The 18428-nt window shown below is 64.1% G+C and carries 11 protein-coding genes, 1 rRNA gene, 1 pseudogene and 1 riboswitch (1 of these 14 only partly in view); of the genes and pseudogenes, 7 read left to right on the forward strand and 6 right to left on the reverse strand.

The window, feature by feature from the left end; all coding sequences use genetic code 11:
- A 16S ribosomal RNA gene (locus BRA471DRAFT_RS33080) occupies window positions 1–1140 on the reverse strand (it extends 349 nt beyond the left edge of the window).
- Between the two features lie 1039 nt (window positions 1141–2179).
- On the opposite strand from BRA471DRAFT_RS33080, the gene BRA471DRAFT_RS33085 reads away from it, so the two are divergent.
- Complete coding sequence (locus BRA471DRAFT_RS33085) at window positions 2180–4243, forward strand: M23 family metallopeptidase (protein WP_007615283.1); 2064 nt, start codon at window positions 2180–2182, stop codon at window positions 4241–4243.
- Between the two features lie 155 nt (window positions 4244–4398).
- A pseudogene (locus tag BRA471DRAFT_RS33090) lies at window positions 4399–6005 on the forward strand (hypothetical protein).
- Window positions 6006–6105: 100 nt separating this feature from the next.
- Here the strand turns inward: BRA471DRAFT_RS33090 and clpB are convergent.
- The gene (gene clpB / locus BRA471DRAFT_RS33095; protein ID WP_007615284.1) at window positions 6106–8745 is read right to left on the reverse strand and encodes an ATP-dependent chaperone ClpB; all 2640 of its coding nucleotides are present in this window, start codon (window positions 8743–8745) and stop codon (window positions 6106–6108) included.
- A 242-nt stretch (window positions 8746–8987) separates the two neighbouring features.
- Here clpB and BRA471DRAFT_RS33100 point away from each other — a divergent pair, with 242 nt between their 5' ends.
- A complete protein-coding gene (locus BRA471DRAFT_RS33100; RefSeq protein WP_007615285.1) occupies window positions 8988–9791 on the forward strand; it encodes an MOSC domain-containing protein in 804 nt (267 codons plus the stop codon).
- A gap of 103 nt (window positions 9792–9894) precedes the next feature.
- Here the strand turns inward: BRA471DRAFT_RS33100 and BRA471DRAFT_RS33105 are convergent, their stop codons facing one another.
- Window positions 9895–10692 (reverse strand): TIGR02594 family protein, encoded by a 798-nt coding sequence (locus tag BRA471DRAFT_RS33105; protein WP_007615286.1) that lies wholly within the window; start codon window positions 10690–10692, stop codon window positions 9895–9897.
- Window positions 10693–10892: 200 nt separating this feature from the next.
- Here BRA471DRAFT_RS33105 and BRA471DRAFT_RS33110 point away from each other — a divergent pair, with 200 nt between their 5' ends.
- A complete protein-coding gene (locus BRA471DRAFT_RS33110; RefSeq protein ID WP_007615287.1) occupies window positions 10893–11756 on the forward strand; it encodes an alpha/beta fold hydrolase in 864 nt (287 codons plus the stop codon).
- A gap of 122 nt (window positions 11757–11878) precedes the next feature.
- Here BRA471DRAFT_RS33110 and metW read toward each other — a convergent pair whose 3' ends face one another.
- Together metW and BRA471DRAFT_RS33120 are read right to left on the reverse strand one after the other, a co-directional pair.
- Window positions 11879–12541, reverse strand: a complete 663-nt coding sequence (gene metW / locus BRA471DRAFT_RS33115; RefSeq protein ID WP_007615288.1) for a methionine biosynthesis protein MetW — start codon at window positions 12539–12541, stop codon at window positions 11879–11881.
- A gap of 13 nt (window positions 12542–12554) precedes the next feature.
- On the reverse strand, window positions 12555–13757 hold the full coding sequence (locus tag BRA471DRAFT_RS33120; RefSeq protein WP_007615289.1) for a homoserine O-acetyltransferase: 1203 nt from the start codon (window positions 13755–13757) through the stop codon (window positions 12555–12557).
- A gap of 90 nt (window positions 13758–13847) precedes the next feature.
- Window positions 13848–13927: riboswitch (SAM riboswitch) on the reverse strand.
- A gap of 204 nt (window positions 13928–14131) precedes the next feature.
- Between BRA471DRAFT_RS33120 and BRA471DRAFT_RS33125 the strand changes: the two genes are divergently transcribed.
- From BRA471DRAFT_RS33125 to BRA471DRAFT_RS33135, 3 genes are read left to right on the forward strand one after another with little or no spacing between them, the layout of a single operon-like run.
- The gene (locus BRA471DRAFT_RS33125; protein ID WP_007615290.1) at window positions 14132–14980 is read left to right on the forward strand and encodes a chorismate mutase; all 849 of its coding nucleotides are present in this window, start codon (window positions 14132–14134) and stop codon (window positions 14978–14980) included.
- Between the two features lie 34 nt (window positions 14981–15014).
- Window positions 15015–16109, forward strand: a complete 1095-nt coding sequence (locus BRA471DRAFT_RS33130) for a histidinol-phosphate transaminase (protein ID WP_007615291.1) — start codon at window positions 15015–15017, stop codon at window positions 16107–16109.
- Window positions 16106–17044: a prephenate/arogenate dehydrogenase family protein gene (locus tag BRA471DRAFT_RS33135; protein ID WP_007615292.1), complete on the forward strand. Its 939-nt coding sequence runs from the start codon at window positions 16106–16108 to the stop codon at window positions 17042–17044. Before BRA471DRAFT_RS33130 ends, BRA471DRAFT_RS33135 begins: the two co-directional genes overlap by 4 nt.
- Before the next feature lie 98 nt (window positions 17045–17142).
- Here BRA471DRAFT_RS33135 and BRA471DRAFT_RS33140 read toward each other — a convergent pair whose 3' ends face one another.
- Window positions 17143–18327 (reverse strand): DUF2125 domain-containing protein, encoded by a 1185-nt coding sequence (locus tag BRA471DRAFT_RS33140; RefSeq protein WP_007615293.1) that lies wholly within the window; start codon window positions 18325–18327, stop codon window positions 17143–17145.
- Window positions 18328–18428: the final 101 nt, after the last annotated feature.

The following is an 18428-nucleotide window of genomic DNA, read 5'->3' on the forward strand; positions in this document are numbered from 1 at the left end:
ACGTCATCCCCACCTTCCTCGCGGCTTATCACCGGCAGTCTCCTTAGAGTGCTCAACTAAATGGTAGCAACTAAGGACGGGGGTTGCGCTCGTTGCGGGACTTAACCCAACATCTCACGACACGAGCTGACGACAGCCATGCAGCACCTGTGTTCCAGGCTCCGAAGAGAAGGTCACATCTCTGCGACCGGTCCTGGACATGTCAAGGGCTGGTAAGGTTCTGCGCGTTGCGTCGAATTAAACCACATGCTCCACCGCTTGTGCGGGCCCCCGTCAATTCCTTTGAGTTTTAATCTTGCGACCGTACTCCCCAGGCGGAATGCTTAAAGCGTTAGCTGCGCCACTAGTGAGTAAACCCACTAACGGCTGGCATTCATCGTTTACGGCGTGGACTACCAGGGTATCTAATCCTGTTTGCTCCCCACGCTTTCGTGCCTCAGCGTCAGTATCGGGCCAGTGAGCCGCCTTCGCCACTGGTGTTCTTGCGAATATCTACGAATTTCACCTCTACACTCGCAGTTCCACTCACCTCTCCCGAACTCAAGATCCTCAGTATCAAAGGCAGTTCTGGAGTTGAGCTCCAGGATTTCACCCCTGACTTAAAGACCCGCCTACGCACCCTTTACGCCCAGTGATTCCGAGCAACGCTAGCCCCCTTCGTATTACCGCGGCTGCTGGCACGAAGTTAGCCGGGGCTTATTCTTGCGGTACCGTCATTATCTTCCCGCACAAAAGAGCTTTACAACCCTAGGGCCTTCATCACTCACGCGGCATGGCTGGATCAGGCTTGCGCCCATTGTCCAATATTCCCCACTGCTGCCTCCCGTAGGAGTTTGGGCCGTGTCTCAGTCCCAATGTGGCTGATCATCCTCTCAGACCAGCTACTGATCGTCGCCTTGGTGAGCCATTACCTCACCAACTAGCTAATCAGACGCGGGCCAATCTTTCGGCGATAAATCTTTCCCCGTAAGGGCTTATCCGGTATTAGCACAAGTTTCCCTGTGTTGTTCCGAACCAAAAGGTATGTTCCCACGCGTTACTCACCCGTCTGCCGCTGACGTATTGCTACGCCCGCTCGACTTGCATGTGTTAAGCCTGCCGCCAGCGTTCGCTCTGAGCCAGGATCAAACTCTCAAGTTGGACTTGAACTTTGAACCGGCTGATCACAACGTTTTGACGAGGTCCCACCATTTTTCATCGACCGAAGTCGATGAGCTGCCCGCGATTCACATCGCTGGCAACGATGGTGTAACCTTAAAACGTGTACCGCCGAAGTCTTTCGTCCGGTCCCGATCCAAAAAGCCGAAGCTCTTTAAATGCGAGACCCGCAAGGACTCCGCCGTCCACGTTTCTCTTTCTTCATCTTCACTTGTCAAACAGCCCGGGACCAGGAGGCCCCAACCTTCCAGAGAGGAAGGGTTCCGACACCCTTACCGACGATGGATGAACTCCAATCGACTTACGTCGACTGTTGTGTCACTCAACAAGGTGAGGAGCATCAGTGGCGCGTTCGCTCGCCTTGGTCAGTGACCCGGCGGCGCCGCGCTCAGTGGTCGGGTTATAGGCCCCACCCATCGGGGTTGTCAACGACCATTGTCAGAAAATCGTCGCACGGTGGATTGTTGAAAAAATCTGCGCGATTACAGCGGGTTAGAAGGGCGCCGAGCGGCCGGATCGGGCCGGCGCGGAGAAAAAACTCAAAAAAAGTTTGGGCTCGAGGGGGCTCCGGAGGCGGCATGGAGGCGCCTCAACGCGGCTTGGACGCGACTTGGATCGCTCGTCCCTGGAAGACCGCTGGCGCTCGGCCGTTCCGGAAACTTTTCCATATTAGGCGCCGTACTTGAGCCACAATCCCCCGGCGTTCTGGTACAGACAAAGCTTGAATCGCAGGGATGCCAGTGGGGGCTGCCGGCGGTTTGTGTGGGGTCAGAGGAAGGCGATCATCCGATGAAGCAGCCTTCTTCAGACATTCGAGACACATCGAGAGATCTTTTTCCGCTTAGCTGTTCGTAATTTCGGCCGGTCCGTCATCTGGGCCTTCTGACCGCGGACGCCTATGCGGCTTGCCTTTTCCAGAGACGCCCTGAAGAGGGCGGCGTAAGGAGAGGCTCGAAACAGGGTTGCTCGGAACGGGGCTGCTCGACATCGGGCTCTCGGGTCGTTGATTGGGGGACTTGAGTTGAACCACAGGACGTCACGCGGCGCTTACGGGCGTGAGACCGGGATCATCGATCTCGGCCACGAGCCGCCGCTGTCCGTCGATGGTTCCGAAGCCGCGGTCATCGATCGCCGCCGCGTCTCGGTGCAATGGTTCAGCGGGACGATTCTAACCGGACTTTGCGGCGCAGCCCTGATCGGCGGCGCCGTTTTCGCTTCGCTCGACGGCGAGATGACCTTCGCCAAGGTGCCGGAGCGCGTCGAAGGCGCGCTGCGCGGCGCATTCGGCGCAGCCGACCGCGCCGCCACGCTGCACAAGAGCGACCGCCTGCCGCCGCCGAGCGAATCCACGGCCTCGCGCAACATTGTACGCGTCTCGACCGTCGCTCGCGTCGGCAACCGCGACGTGATGCGGGTGCGTCCCTTCATCCGGATTGCCGGCAATCTGTCGATGACGACGAGCGACCTGTCGGCAAAGATCCCGCCTTTCAACGCCCAGCGCCTTCTCACCGATGTCGGCTCCGATCCGAAGACGGCATCTGAGGATCCCAACAATCCAGAAGCCGTCGAACCCGACGCCGAGGTCTCGTTCGTCACCAAGGACCTCTCCCAGGTGCTGCCGAAAGCCAAGATTTCTGCAGTGGTGGCGCTCGACGACATCCTGATGCGGGTCCGCGATGCCGCCAACTGGCGCGGCAATGGCGGGGTGCGCTACGCCGCGCTCTCCAATGCTGCGGCCGACGTCTCCGGCGCGACCGGCCCGTCGGAGATCAGAAGCGCCTATGCCACCGAAGTGTCGCCGTCCGATCCCTATGCCGGCTTCGAGACGCGCGTGGTGCCGGAAAACGTCACGCTGCTGCCGAAGACCAAGGAACAGATCACCGGCGGCAATCCCAACGGCGAACGCGTCCACGTGGTCAAGAAGGGCGACAGCGTCGCCGGCGTGCTGCGCGATCTCGGCGCCACGGCCGAGGAGATCAAGGCGATCACCGCGACGCTCGGTCCGCGCGGCCGCGACGGCGGCCTGAAGGAAGGCGAGAAGCTGCGCATCCTGATGGCGCCCGCCAGCCCCGGCGCCCGTCTGCAGCCCTACCGCGTCGTGATCGCCAACGAGACCATGGTCGAGGCGATCGCGGCGCTGTCCGATCTCGGCAAATACGTCGCGGTCGACGTCTCCAGCATGAACACCGTCGCCGACGCGGCGGCGAACGCCAACAGCGACGACGATGACGACGATGACGGCACGGGCGTGCGGCTCTACCAGAGCATCTACGAGACCGCGATGCGCAACAAAGTGCCGATGCCCGTCATCGACGACATGATCAAGATCTATTCCTACGACGTCGATTTCCAGCGCAAGGTGGCGCCGGGCGATTCATTCGACGTGTTCTACGCCGGCGAAGACGAAGGCGTGACCGCGATCGAAAAGAACGACGTGCTGTTCGCTTCGCTCACGCTCGGCGGTGAGACCAAGAAATACTACCGCTACCAGAGCCCGGACGACGGCGTCGTCGACTACTATGACGAGACCGGCAAGAGCGCAAAGAAGTTCCTGGTGCGCAAGCCCGTCAACAACGCGATCATGCGCTCCGGCTTCGGCGGTCGACGTCACCCCATCCTCGGCTTTGTGAAGATGCATACCGGGGTCGACTGGGCCACCTCCTACGGCACGCCGATCTTCGCCTCCGGCAACGGCGTGATCGAGAAGGCCGGCCCCGAGGGCGGCTACGGCAAATACATCCGCATCAAGCACAACAACGGCTACGAGACCGCCTATGGCCATATGTCGGCCTTCGCCAAGGGCATGGAGCCCGGCAAGAAGGTGCGGCAGGGCCAGGTGATCGGCTTCGTCGGTTCGACCGGCGCGTCGACCGGCCCGCACGTCCACTACGAAATCCTGGTCAACGGCCGCTTCGTCGATCCGCTGCGCGTGAAACTGCCGCGCGGGCGCTCCCTGGAAGGCCCGATGCTGGCCGGTTTCGAGAAGGAGCGCGACCGGCTCGACGGCATGATGAGCGGCCGCGCCGGCGCCATCGCCCGGATGTCGGACGCCACCGGCGGACCGTTGCAGGTGACGAACCGGTAAAGCCGGCGACCGGCCTAGATCGGCCGGTCATCTTCAAACACGATCCGGATTTGACGTCGTCGCGCCAGGCCCGCTTGGCCGCATCACAACGTCAAGTTTCGTTTGCTAAAGCGGCATGAGGAGCGAATACTTTCCAAAAAATGGGAGGTCTCGCCATGAAGAACAGGCTCGCCTGCGCAACCTTCGTCGCTGCGATCGTCTCCGCCACCAGCGTTTCGGCCGAAAACTGGGAGGTCACCAGGCTCGGCGTTCCACGGCGTGCACGGGCTTGCGATCGACAAGGCCGGCCATCTGTTTGCCGGCAGCGTCGCGGGCGCGGCGCTCTACGAGGTCGACATTGCTGGCGGTAGCGCGAAGGTTGCAATCCCCGCCCCGATCGGAATGGCCGACGACATCGCATTCGCCCCCGACGGCACCATGGCCTGGACCGGATTCCTGGCCGGCGATCTTTATTCGCGCAAGGGCGACGGCCGATCAAGAAACTCGCTTCCGGCCTTCCCGGCATCAACTCGCTCGCCTTCCGCAAGGACGGCCGGCTGTACGCCACCACCGTCTTCCTCGGCGACACGCTCTATGAGATCGACGTCGAGGGCGTCAAACCGCCGCGCCAGATCATGGAGAAGATGGGCGGCCTCAACGGCTTCGAGTTCGGTCCCGACGACAAGCTCTATGGTCCGCTCTGGTTCAAGGGACAGATCGCAAAGGTCGACGTCGACAAGGCCGAGCTGACCGTCGTCGCCGACGGCTTCAAGGTCCCGGCCGCGGTGAACTTCGATTCCAGGGGCAATCTCTGGGTGGTCGACACCGCGCTCGGGCAACTCGTTAGCGTCGATCCCAAATCGGGCGCCAAGACCATGGTCGCGCAATTGAAGCCGTCGCTGGACAATCTCGCGATCGACGACAAGGACCGAATCTACGTCTCCAACATGGCCGACAACGGCATCCAGGAGGTCGATCCGGCGACAGGCCAGGCGCGGCAGGTCATCATCGGCAAGCTCGCCTTACCCGGCGGCATCGGCGTCACGTCGGAGAGCGGCAAGGATACGATCCACGTCGCCGACGTGTTCGCCTATCGCACGGTGGACGGCGCGACCGGCGAGGTCACCGAGAAGGCGCGCATGCACGCCGCCGGCGTCACGCTCGAATATCCGATGAGCGCGACGGCGAAGGGCAACGACGTGGTGCTGTCGAGCTGGTTCACCGGCACGGTGCAGGTGGTCGACGGCAAGACCGGAGCCACGCGCAACATGCTACACGGCTTCAAGGCGCCGCACGACGCGCTCGTGCTCGCGGACGGCAGCATCCTGGTGGCCGAGCTCGGCACCAAGTCGCTGGTCCGTGTCAGCGGCGAGCACGGCAGGGATCGCACCCCGCTGATCGGTGGCCTCGAGGGCCCGGTCGGGCTCGTCGTCGGATCGCGCGGTGAGGTCTATCTGACCGAAGCCTTTTCCGGTGTCGTCTCGATGATCGAGAGCAACGGCGAAAAGACGGTCATCGCCAAGGACCTGAAAATGCCCGAAGGCATCGCCCGCGCCAGCGACGGCAAGCTGATCGTGGCGGAGGTTGGTGCGAAGCGGTTGATCGAGATCGCACCGGAGAGCGGCACAATCACCGAGATCGCGGCCATCTTCCATTCGGCCTGACGGGTGCGCCCGGAGGGCTGCCGACGCATATTCCGACGGGCGTCGGCATCGGGGAATCCGGCACGATCTATTTCTCGTCTGACATCGAGAACGCGATCTACAAGGTCACGAAGAAATAGGTCGCCGCAGTAAGTTCGCCGACAACCCGCAAGACAAATCGCCCCGGAAAGACTGACCTCTCCGGGGCGGCTTGTTGCTTCAGGCGTCGAATGCCGGCGCTCAGTTCAACTTCCGCTTCGACACCGGCGCCTCGAACTGGGCGATCTCCGCGGTCTGCGGCGCCTTGCCGTTGAAGGTCAGCACGTTGCCTTCGGACGAGATCGCAACGGTATCGCCGTCCTTGACGTCGCCGGCCAGGATCATCTCGGCGAGCGGATCCTGGACGTGACGCTGGATCACGCGCTTGAGCGGTCGTGCGCCGTAGGCGGGATCCCAGCCCTTGGCGGCGAGCCAGTCGCGGCCGGCAGCGTCGAGCGTCAGCACGATCTTGCGATCGGTCAGAAGCTTCTGCAGCCGCGCGAACTGGATTTCGACGATCCGGCCCATCTCGCTCCTCTGCAAGCGGTGGAACAGGATGATCTCATCGACGCGGTTCAAGAACTCTGGCCTGAAGTGCGACCGCACCATTCCCATCACCTGCTCGCGCACGGCCGAGGTGTCCTCGCCTTCCGGCTGGTTCACCAGAAACTCCGAACCGAGGTTCGAGGTCATGATGATCAGCGTGTTGCGGAAGTCGACGGTGCGGCCCTGGCCGTCGGTGAGGCGGCCGTCGTCGAGCACCTGCAACAGCACGTTGAACACGTCAGGATGCGCCTTCTCGATCTCGTCGAACAGCACCACCTGGTAGGGCCGGCGCCGCACCGCTTCGGTCAGCGCACCGCCCTCGTCATAGCCGACATAGCCCGGAGGCGCGCCGATCAGCCGCGAGACCGAGTGCTTCTCCATGTACTCGGACATGTCGAGGCGGACCATCGCGGTCTCGTCGTTGAACAGATATTCGGCGAGCGCCTTCGTCAGCTCGGTCTTGCCGACGCCGGTGGGTCCCAGGAACATGAACGAGCCGGTCGGCCGGTTCGGGTCCTGCAGCCCCGCGCGCGAACGGCGCACGGCGGTCGCGACTGCATGCACGGCTTCGGCCTGGCCGACGACGCGATTGCCGAGCGAGTCCTCCATCCTCAGGAGCTTGTCCTTTTCGCCTTCGAGCATCTTGTCGACGGGCACGCCGGTCCAGCGCGAGACCACTTGCGCGATGTGGTTGGCGGTGACCGCCTCCTCCATCATCTCGCCGGAATTCTCCTTGGCCTCGATCTCCGCAAGCTGCTTTTCGAGCTCGGGGATCCGGCCATAGGCCAGCTCACCGGCCTTCTGGAATTCACCGCGCCGCTGCGCGTTGGCAAGTTCGACCCGCAAGCCGTCGAGCTCGGCCTTCAGCTTCTGGGCGTCGGAGAGCTTGTTCTTCTCCGCGCTCCAGCGTGCCGTGAGCGCCGCGGATTTCTCCTCGAGGTCGGCCAGCTCCTTCTCCAGCGTCTGCAGGCGGCTCTTCGAACCGGCATCGCTCTCTTTCTTCAATGCTTCCTGTTCGATCTTCAGCCGGATGATTTCCCGATCCATCGAATCCAGCTCTTCCGGCTTGGAATCGACCTGCATCTTGAGCCGCGCGGCCGCCTCGTCCATGAGGTCGATGGCCTTGTCCGGCAGGAAGCGGTCGGTGATGTAGCGGTTGGACAGCGTCGTGGCGGCGACCAGCGCGGAATCGGTGATCCGCACGCCATGGTGCTGCTCGTACTTGTCCTTCAGCCCGCGCAGAATCGAGATCGTATCCTCGACCGAGGGCTCGCTGACGAAGATCGGCTGGAAACGCCGCGCCAGCGCCGCGTCCTTTTCGACGTGCTTCTGGTACTCGTCGAGCGTGGTGGCGCCGATGCAGTGCAGCTCGCCGCGGGCGAGTGCAGGCTTGAGCAAATTGGACGCGTCCATCGCGCCATCGCCCTTGCCGGCGCCGATCAGCGTGTGCATCTCGTCGATGAACAGGACGAAATTGCCCTCGCTCCCGGTCACCTCCTGGAGCACGGCCTTCAGCCGCTCCTCGAACTCGCCGCGATATTTTGCACCTGCAATCAGCGAGCCGAGGTCGAGCGACAGCAGCTTCTTGTCCTTCAGGCTCTCCGGCACGTCGCCGTTGACGATGCGCAGCGCCAGGCCCTCGGCGATGGCGGTCTTGCCGACGCCGGGCTCGCCGATCAGGACGGGATTGTTCTTGGTCCGGCGCGACAGCACCTGGATCGTGCGGCGGATCTCCTCGTCACGGCCGATGACCGGATCGAGCTTGCCGTCGCGCGCCGCCTGGGTCAGGTCGCGGGCATATTTCTTCAGCGCGTCATACGCGTTCTCGGCCGTCGCGGAGTCCGCGGTCCGGCCCTTGCGCAGCGCTTCGATCGCCGCGTTGAGGTTTTGTGGGGTGACGCCGCCCTTGGCCAGGATCGTGCCCGCCTCGCTGGTCTTCTCCAGCGCCAGGCCGAGCAGCAGCCGCTCGACCGTGACAAAGCTGTCGCCGGCCTTCTCGCCGGCCTTTTCGGCGGCGTCGAAGGTGCGGGCGAGCTCGGGCGCCAGGTAGATCTGGCCGGCACCGCCGCCAGAGACCTTCGGCACCTTGTTCAGGGCGTCCTCGGTCGCCTTCAGGATTGCGCGGGAATTGCCGCCGGCGCGGTCGATCAGACCGGCGGCGAGGCCTTCATTGTCGTCCAGCAATCCTTTCAGGACGTGCAGGGTCGAAAACTGCTGGTGCCCTTCGCGCACCGCAAGCGACTGCGCGGACTGGACGAAGCCCCTGGAGCGTTCGGTGTATTTTTCGATGTTCATATCGTGATCTTTCCCTCGGCCTGCCCCTGGAGCCCTCAAAGGCACTCCAAACGGCATCTTCATTGGGTTTCCGATGACCGCATTGACGTTTCTCAACCGGCAACGGTCGTTATCAGCCGGCGCTGGCGCCGGCCTGACCCAGATGTGGGAAGCGAGGCCTCGGACCGGAAGAGGCGAGTTCACAATTTCGTGCGCATATCCGCCCGCTTGGCGCCCGTGGGCCGAATCCCCTAAGTAGCGGCATGACACCGAGCGCAATCACAGCCAGCCAGACCGCCGAGATCACCGGCCTCTACCGCTACCCGATCAAGGGCCTGACGCCGGAGCCCCTGCCCCGCGTCTCCCTGCGAGCCGGCCAGACCCTGCCTGCCGACCGCCGCTACGCCATCGAGAACGGCCCCAGCGGCTTCGATCCGGAAGAGCCGCAGTGGAAGCCGAAGATCCAGTTCCTGATGCTGGCGCGCAATGAGCGGCTGGCTTCGCTCGAGAGCCGGTTCGAGGACGCGACCAACCGCCTGACCATCCGCAAGGACGGCCAGATCGTCGCCAGCGGCGACCTCGAGACCGCCGCCGGGCGCGCCGCCATCGAGGGCTATTTCAGCGAGAACTTCCAGCCGGAGCTGAAGGGCCCGCCCAAGATCCTGTCCGGCCGCGACCACAGCTTTTCCGATGTCGCCCGCAAGGTCGTGTCCATCATCAATCTCGACAGCGTCCGCGCGCTCGAGACCATGCTCGGCGGCACCGCCGTCCACCCGCTGCGCTTCCGCGCCAATCTCTACGTGAAGGGCTGGCCGGCCTGGTCCGAGCTCGACCTCGTCGGCCAGACGCTGGCGATCGGACAGGCCCGGCTGCAAGTGGTCAAGCGCATCAAGCGCTGCCCGGCCACTAATGTCGAGCCTGATACCGCCAGGCGCGATCTCGAAATCCCGGCCACGCTATCGAGCAATCTCGGCCACATGGACTGCGGCATCTATGCCGAGGTGATCGCCGACGGCGACATCGGCGTGGGCGATACGGTTGCGTTGGAAGAGCCGAAGCTGGTGTGACGCGGCCCGTACTCCGTCATTGCGAGGAGCGAAGCGACGAAGCAATCCAGGGGGCACCCGCGGAGGGCTTCTGGATTGCTTCGCTTCGCTCGCAATGAGGCCGTCAGTTCGGCATCACATACGCATAGATCCGGCCGCGCGAGACCGGTGCTTCGCGGACGCGGTTGCCGTTGTTGCCGGAGATCATGATCGGATTGCCCTGCGCGTCGACGCCGGTGACGATGCCGACATGACCGCCCCGGCCGCCGCGCGACATGACCGCGATGGCGCCGACCTGCGGACCGGAGACGCGCGTGCCGTAATGCGCGAACGAATTCGCCATATCGGAGCCGGTGCCACGGTGACCGGTCTTCTCAAGCACCATGTTCATGAACCGCGCGCACCACAGGCTGCCGCGCCCGGTCGGATTGCCGCCGACATAGCGGCGTGCCTCGGACACGAGGCCCGACCCGCCGCCGAAGCCGCCGCTGCTCGTCGCGCTATTGGCCAAGCCGCCAACATTCGCGTTGATGGCCATCCCACCCCCACGCCTCGTGGCGATTCGACGGCTGGCGCGCGTGGTCATCCCACCGCTGGTAACCATTCCACCGCTGCCCATCATGGCCATTCCACCGCTTCCACTCATGGCGATGCCGCCGCTATTGGCGTTCGGGTCATAGCTGGCGAAGGTGTTGCCGAAGCCGCTCGCCTGCAATTGCGCCGCACCGCGCTCGAAGCGCGAGCTGCGTGCATGATACCGGAAATGATGATGTCTGCTGGCGTGATGCGCGTAAGCGTGCCGCTCTGCGCTATGACGATGAGATCGTGCTGACGCCGGAGAGGTGAGCGCGGCGACCGCCGCGAAGAAAACAGCCAGCGCGACGACACAGCGCGACAGGCGAGACGCAAACAACTCGAACATTCTTCATCCTTCGTTGACACCCCCACTTCCCAATCGGCCCGTGCGGTGGCCGACATCCGCGGGCTGTATCAGTATCCCGATGTGGCAAGAACAAGACGCGGTCCCGAAGAATTTGGACGATGATTAACAAGTGTTAGGATCGTATGCGCTGACCGCAGGACGGCATTCCAATGCCGCAGCCACCTCAGGGAGAAAACCGGATGCCTCACGCCCTCACGAAAGACAATTGCCGCCTCTATTTCGAAGAAGCAGGCACGGGCACGCCGATACTTTTTCTGCACGAATTCGCGGCCGACTACACCAATTGGGAGCCGCAGATGCGCTACTTCTCGCGCGGCCATCGCTGCATCACCTATTCCGCGCGCGGCTACACGCCATCGGACGTCCCTGATGGCGAGGTCTACGGCTACACGCATTTCTACACCGATGCGCTCGCGGTGCTCGATCATCTCAAGATCGAACGCGCGCACTTCGTCGGCCTCTCGATGGGGGCCTATTCGTCGCTCCAGATCGGGCTCAACGCGCCCCAACGTGCGCTGTCGATGACGCTCGCCGGCGTCGGCTCAGGCTCGGAGATCGAGAACCTCGACGCCTGGCGCCAGCAGTGCCGCGCCAACGCGGAGCAATTCGAGATGCTCGGCTCGACCGAAGTCGCAAAAGTCACGCGCGAGGCGCCGAGCCGGATTCCCTTCCTGGTGAAGGACCCGCGCGGCCACGCCGATTTCTACGCCGCCCTGGCGCGGCACGACGCCCAGGGATCGGCGCGGACGATGCGCGGCTTCCAGGCCGGCCGTCCCTCGATCTTTACGATCACGGACGCGATCAGGGCCGCCACGACGCCGGCACTCATCATCTGCGGCGACGAGGACGATCCGTGCGTGGGCGCAAGCCTGTTCCTGAAGAAGCATCTGCCTGCGGCAGGGCTCGCCATGTTTCCGAAGTCCGGCCACGTGCTCAATCTCGAAGAGCCCGCCCTATTCAACGAAGCGGTGGAACGGTTCGTCACGCTGGTGGAAGCGGGAAGATGGCCGGTGCGCGATGCGCGGACGTTGGCGGCGCATTAGCGCGAAGACGTCATCATACGCGCCGTCGCGTAGCCCGGATGGAGCGCAAGCGTAATCCGGGGCCTTCGCCTCCGCGGATAGAATCCCGGATTGCGCTACGCTTCATCCGGGCTACGGGAATCCTACTTCCTGCCGCCTCGCGTCAGCAAGAACACGCCCTGCTCGCCGAACAGATTCCACACCCACCAGGGCATCCGCAGCCGCAGCGGACGGCCGTAGAGGTCGAGCGCCTCGGCACGTTCCATCTTGACGTCGATCGCGTCGCAAAGCTCGACGAAATCCTTGATGGTGCAGAAATGGATGTTGGCGGTGTCATACCAGCTTGCCGGCAGATTCTCCGTCCGCGGCATGTGGCCGCCGATCAGGAGCTGGAGCCGCATCTTCCAGAAGCCGAAATTCGGGAACGACACGATGGCGCGGCGGCCGATGCGCAGCAAATTCTCCAGCACCACTTTCGGCTGCCGCGTCGCCTGCAACGTCTGCGACAGGATCACGTAGTCGAAGGCGTCATCCGGATAGTTCACGAGGTCAGTGTCGGCATCGCCCTGCACCACTGCAAGGCCCTTGGCGACACAGCGGTTGACGCCCTCGCGCGACAGCTCGATGCCGCGGCCGTCGACGCCGCGGGTTTCCAGCAGCTGGAGCAGGTCGCCCTCGCCACAGCCGACGTCGAGCACCTTCGAGCCCGGCTTGACCATCTCGGCCACCAGCACATGGTCGGCGCGAAAATCACCGGGCTGCCCGGTCGCAACGCCGCCCAGCGGCAACGCTTCCTGTACAGACATGGCTAGCCGTCCTTTAAGCTTTCTTGGCAGTGAGCCCGCGCGCCTTGCCTGCCGATTGCAGGAAGGCACGGCCGATGTCGAAGAACTCGGGCACGTCGAGCAGGAACGCGTCGTGGCCGCGATCGGTTTCGATCTCGGCGAACGACACCCGCGCACTCGACGCATTCAGGGCGTGCACCAGCGCGCGCGATTCCGAGGTCGGGAACAACCAGTCGCTGGTGAAGGAGACCACGCAGAAGCGGGTCTGGATCCCCGCGAACGCCTTCGCCAGGACGCCGCCATGGTCGCCGGCGATGTCGAAATAGTCCATCGCGCGGGTCAGATAGAGATAGGAGTTGGCGTCGAAGCGCTCGACAAAGGACGAGCCCTGGTAGCGCAGATAAGACTCGACCTGGAAGTCGGCGTCGAACGAGAAAGTCGGCAGTTCGCGGTCCTGCATGCGCCGTCCGAATTTTCGATGCAGGGCGGCGTCCGAGAGATAGGTGATGTGCGCCGCCATCCGGGCGACAGCGAGCCCGCGATGCGGATGGAGGCCGTGGTCGGCATAGCCGCCATGGTGCCAATCGGGATCGGCCATCACCGCTTGGCGGCCAAGCTCGTGAAACGCGATGTTCTGCGCCGAGTGTCGTGTCGAGCAGGCAATCGCCAGCGCGGAGAACACGCGGCTCGGATAGGCCGCAGTCCATTGCAACACTTGCATGCCGCCCATCGAGCCGCCGACGACCGCGAACAGCGTGTCGATGCCGAGCCGGTCGATCAGCATCGCCTGCGCGCGCACCATGTCGGGGATGGTGATGACGGGGAAATCGAGACCCCAAACCTTGCCGGTCGCGGGATTGATCGAAGCCGGACCGGTCGAGCCCATGCAGCCGCCGATCACGTTGGAGCAGATGATAAAATACTCGCTGGGATCGAGCGGTCGGCCGGGGCCGACCAAGGTCTCCCACCAGCCGGGCTTGCCGGTGACAGGGTGCACATTGGCGACGTGCTGGTCGCCGGTCAGCGCATGGCAGATCAGGATCGCATTGGAGCGATCGGCATTCAGCTCGCCGTAAGTCTGGTAGGCGATCTGGAACGGGCTGAGATCGACCCCGCAATCGAGCCGCAGCGGCTGCTCCGAGCCGAACTGCGCGAGCTGCGAGCTCGGATGATCCACCTCGTGCGACCGCTCGTCGGCGGTGATCGCGGGACTCGGAATTGACTGGACGCCAACCATCTGACCATCGACCTCGTTTGCGATCGTAGAAGTGACCGCATTGACATCAGGCCATGAAAAACCCGGCCTGAACGATAGGTTCGGCCGGGATCGAAAGCGTCCCCGGCCTGTTTAGCGAGTTTTTTAACGTGGCTGCAAGCCGGCCGGCTCAAATGACCACGGAACGGGTAAAAACTACCGTCTCAGGCGGTTTTCGTCAAGTCGCGGCCCGGATCGCCCAAATTCGCCCGTCGCGCCGCGGGCGGAAAAGGCCCGATTTCCCATTGCAATTCTCTTTGCTTTCGCAGCCCCGACTGCCTAATCAGGACATCCATCGCAGCGGTGACGGCTCGACTGATCCGCATTGGAACGCCTCGCAACAGCACCTCACAGACATGTCCCAACGTCCGCCCGCGCCACCATCGCTCCAGGAATTGCGCAAGGAGATCGACGCGATCGACGAGGGCATGCATCGCCTGCTGATGCAGCGCGGCGACATCATCGACCGCCTGATCCAGGTGAAGCAGACCCAGGAGGTCGGCTCGGCGTTCCGTCCGGCGCGCGAGGCCGCCATGATGCGTGACCTCGTCCAGCGCCATCGCGGCATCCTGCCGCTCGACACCGTCGAGAGCATCTGGCGCGTCATCATCGCAACGTTCACTTACGTTCAGGCGCCGTTCTCCGTGCATGCCGACATTTCGGCAAGCGAGCCCGCGATGCGCGATTCCGTACGCTTCCATTTCGGATTCACCGTGCCTTACGTCGCGCATTTCAGCGCGCAGGCGGCGGTCGAGGCGGTGGCGAAATCCAAGGGCGACCTTGCGCTGGTCTCGGCGACCTCCAGCCGCACACCATGGTGGCTGGAGCTGGAAGCAGAAGGCGCACCGAAGATCATCGCACGGCTGCCTTTCGTCGAGCGCGCCGACCATCCGGCGGCGTTGCCCGTGTTCGCGGTCTCGCGCGTCGCCGACAGCGCCCTGGTGACGGAGGTCGAGACCTTCAGCGTGCGCGTGTCGGGGTGGAACGCCGAGGTCGCGCGCGCCCTGTCGCCGCTCGCCGAGATCGTGGCGGTGCCCGATACCGCCTTCGACGGCGCCGCGCTGCTGGTCTCGGTCACCGCGACGAGCAGCCTCGACAAAATCAAGACTGCCCTGATCGAAGCGGGTGCCTCGGTGCGCTCCACGGCCCTCGTCGGCAGCCACGCAACCCGCTATACGGTGCCCCCGACCGGGTCGAAATCGTAAGTCGCGAACCGCTTAAGCCATTCCGGAGTTAAAGATGTCCCGCCCCGTGCCGAACCCCGGCATTCTCGATATTGCGCCCTACACGCCCGGCAAGACCCCGGTGCCGGAGCCGGGCCGCAAGGTGTTCAAGCTCTCGGCCAACGAAACGCCGTTCGGGCCCTCGCAGAGGGCGATCGAGGCGTTCAAGCACGTGGCTGATCATCTGGAAGACTATCCGGAAGGAACCTCGCGCGTGCTGCGCGAAGCGATCGGGCGCACCTTCGGGCTCGATCCCAACCGCATCATCTGCGGCGCCGGCTCGGACGAGATCCTCAACCTGCTCGCTCACACTTATCTGAGCCATGGCGACGAGGCGATCTCGACCACGCACGGCTTCCTCGTCTACCCGATCGCGACCATGGCGGTCGGCGCCAGGAACGTCGTCGCGGCGGAGAAGAACCTCACCGCGGATGTTGACGCCATCCTGAAAGCCGTGACGCCGCGGACGAAACTGGTCTGGCTCGCCAACCCCAACAACCCGACCGGCACCTATCTGCCGTTCGACGAGGTCAAGCGCCTGCGCGCCGGCCTGCCGTCGCACGTGCTGCTGGTGTTGGACGCGGCCTATTGCGACTACGTTTCGCGCAACGACTATGAAATGGGGATCGAGCTGGTCGCGACCACCGAGAACACGGTGGTGACGCACACCTTCTCCAAGATCCACGGTCTCGCCGCGCTGCGCATCGGCTGGATGTTCGGCCCCGAGCATATCATCGACGCGGTCAACCGCATCCGCGGTCCCTTCAACGTGTCGACGCCGGCGATGTACGCTGCCGTTGCCGCGATCGAGGACACCGCGCACCAGGCCATGTCGAAGCAGTTCACCGAGACCTGGCGCAACTGGCTCGCTGAGGAGATCGGCAAGCTCGGGCTGAAGGTGACGCCGAGCGTCGCCAATTTCGTGCTGATCCACTTTCCGACCGAGGGCAAGACTTCGGACGCAGCCGACGCCTTCCTCACCAAGCGCGGGCTGGTGCTGCGCGGCTTGAAGAACTATGGCCTGCCGCATTCGCTGCGCATGACCATCGGCACCGAGGAGGCCAACCGCCTCGTCGTCGAGGGCCTGCGCGACTTCATGGCCGGACGATGAGCGCGACCCCGCACTTCCAGCGCGTCGCGCTGATCGGCTTCGGCCTGATCGGCGGCTCGATCGCGCGCGCTGCGAAGCTCCAGGGCCTGGCTGGCGAGATCGTCACCACCGCGCGCTCGGAGAAGACGCGCGCACGCGTGATCGAGCTCGGCATCGTCGATCAGGTCGTGGCGACCAATGCAGAAGCCGTGAAGGACGCCGATCTCGTCATCCTCTGCATTCCCGTCGGCGCTTGCGGGCCGGTGGCGCAGGAGATCGCCGCGCATCTCAAGCGAGGCGCGATCATCTCCGACGTCGGCTCGGTCAAGGGCGCCATCGTCAGGGATATGGCGCCGCATCTGCCGAACGGCATCCATTTCGTGCCGGCGCACCCTGTCGCAGGCACCGAGCATTCGGGCCCCGATTCAGGCTTCGCCGAGCTCTTCATCAACCGCTGGTGCATCCTCACCCCGCCGGAGGGCGTTGATGCGGCTGCCACTGATCGCCTGCGTGCGTTCTGGACCGCGATGGGCGCCAAGGTCGAAATCATGACGCCGGATCATCATGATCTCGTGCTCGCGATCACCAGCCATCTGCCGCATCTGATCGCCTACACCATCGTCGGCACCGCCGACGAGCTGGCGCAGGTGACGGAGTCCGAGGTCATCAAGTTCTCCGCCGGCGGCTTTCGCGATTTCACCCGCATCGCCGCCTCCGATCCGACGATGTGGCGCGACGTCTTCCTCGCCAACAAGGAAGCCGTGCTGGAGATGCTCGGCACCTTCACCGAGGATCTGGCCAAGCTCACTCGCGCGATCCGCCGCGGCGACGGCGAGGCGCTGTTCGACCACTTCACCCGCACCCGCGCCATCCGCCGCGGCATCGTCGAAATCGGCCAGGATTCGGCCGCGCCCGACTTCGGTCGGCCGCATGCGCAGCTCGGCAACAAGCCGTAGCACTGAAGTAGCCCGGATGGAGCGCAAGCGTAATCCGGGACCTGCGGCTGTATTGAAGAACCCCCGGATTGCGCTTCGCTCCATCCGGGCTACAGCAATCAATACAGCGGCGGGATCTGGCCGACCTTGACCGGGCCGAGCAGCACAGCGCCGTCGACGAATTTCAGCGGGAAGCTGCGGGCCTTCTTGCCTTCCAGCGTGCTCTCGGTGCCGATCGAATTGATGCCGGCGGCAACGCCGGCATTGGCGTTCTGCTTGATGACTTTGCCGAGGCCGGGAACGGCGCGGTCGAGCGCACCGAACAGATTGTTGAGGTCCTGTGACTTCACGCCGGGCGCAACGCGATCGAGGGTCGCCTGCGGCACCCCCTCCTCCAGCATCTTCTCGATGCCGAGCGCGGGGATCACGCGATCGAGACCCGTCACCGTCATCTGCAATTCGCCGTCGAGGCGGCCGTTGGCCGAGAGCCCGAGCGTGCCTGCCGCAACCGCGATCATCTCGCCCTGCTGGATTCGGGACTGCACGATCTCGATATGGCCGCCGGCGGCCTGGATCTCGCGGAAGCGCTGCGGCCACGGCTTTGGCGTGAGGTCGAAGAGTCCGGTGATCTTCGCCCGCGTGTCGGCTTCGAACGGTTCGGCGAGCAGCGGATGAACGCCCTGGATGCTGCCCTGCGCGATCTGGAGCACGGTCTCGATCACGGGATGATCGGACGTCGATCCATCCGCAAGACGTCCATGCAGTTCGACCTGTTTCGCGCGCGCGAGCGGTACCTGCACGCTGCCGTCGACCCGATTGACGGTCGGGTCCTCGAACACGATGGAGGCGCGCTCCGGCACGGCGGGCAGGCCGAACACGCTGCTGCGGCCCTTGCTCCAGTTCACGACGAAGGTGCTTTGCGTGACGCCGTCAGTGAGCGTCGCGGGTGCGGTGAATTCGGCGATGACGCGCTTGGGATCGTAGACCTGGGCGACAACCAGGATGTTGTCGAGCTTCGCCGTGAACGGCGTCTTGCTGGCGTTCTGCGACACCAGGGCGACGCTGGCGCCGGAGCATTGGACCTCGAAGCGGAAGGGGAAGCCCGCGATCGAGCGCTTGGCGCAATCATAGATGCGGCCGGATTTGGCCTCCTGCGCGCGCCAGGCGTCGGCGGCGATTTCGGCCTGCGACGCCGCATAGAACCAGAAGCAGCTCCACGCCACCGCGAGGATCAGGAGGATGACAGGGGCGATGAAAAGGCCCCAGCGGGAGCGCCGGCGCGCGGCAACGGTCATATCGGACATGCGGCGATCCTTTGACCCCTGATTTTGTCAAATGTAAGCGAGGTGCGGCTGCGACGAAAGGCTGAGAATTCGCTTCGCTTGGGGGCGCGGTTCTGGTAGCC

Origin of the sequence: Bradyrhizobium sp. WSM471, assembly GCF_000244915.1 — a bacterium.
Lineage (GTDB): Bacteria > Pseudomonadota > Alphaproteobacteria > Rhizobiales > Xanthobacteraceae > Bradyrhizobium.

Coding starts and splice junctions, on each gene's coding strand:
- BRA471DRAFT_RS33120 (WP_007615289.1), bottom strand. CDS start 13,757: ATGGTTGGCGTCCAGTCAATTCCGAGTCCCGCGATCACCGCCGACGAG.
- BRA471DRAFT_RS33130 (WP_007615291.1), top strand. CDS start 15,015: ATGTCCCGCCCCGTGCCGAACCCCGGCATTCTCGATATTGCGCCCTAC.
- clpB (WP_007615284.1), bottom strand. CDS start 8,745: ATGAACATCGAAAAATACACCGAACGCTCCAGGGGCTTCGTCCAGTCC.
- BRA471DRAFT_RS33140 (WP_007615293.1), bottom strand. CDS start 18,327: ATGTCCGATATGACCGTTGCCGCGCGCCGGCGCTCCCGCTGGGGCCTT.
- BRA471DRAFT_RS33105 (WP_007615286.1), bottom strand. CDS start 10,692: ATGTTCGAGTTGTTTGCGTCTCGCCTGTCGCGCTGTGTCGTCGCGCTG.
- BRA471DRAFT_RS33135 (WP_007615292.1), top strand. CDS start 16,106: ATGAGCGCGACCCCGCACTTCCAGCGCGTCGCGCTGATCGGCTTCGGC.
- metW (WP_007615288.1), bottom strand. CDS start 12,541: ATGTCTGTACAGGAAGCGTTGCCGCTGGGCGGCGTTGCGACCGGGCAG.
- BRA471DRAFT_RS33125 (WP_007615290.1), top strand. CDS start 14,132: ATGTCCCAACGTCCGCCCGCGCCACCATCGCTCCAGGAATTGCGCAAG.
- BRA471DRAFT_RS33100 (WP_007615285.1), top strand. CDS start 8,988: ATGACACCGAGCGCAATCACAGCCAGCCAGACCGCCGAGATCACCGGC.
- BRA471DRAFT_RS33110 (WP_007615287.1), top strand. CDS start 10,893: ATGCCTCACGCCCTCACGAAAGACAATTGCCGCCTCTATTTCGAAGAA.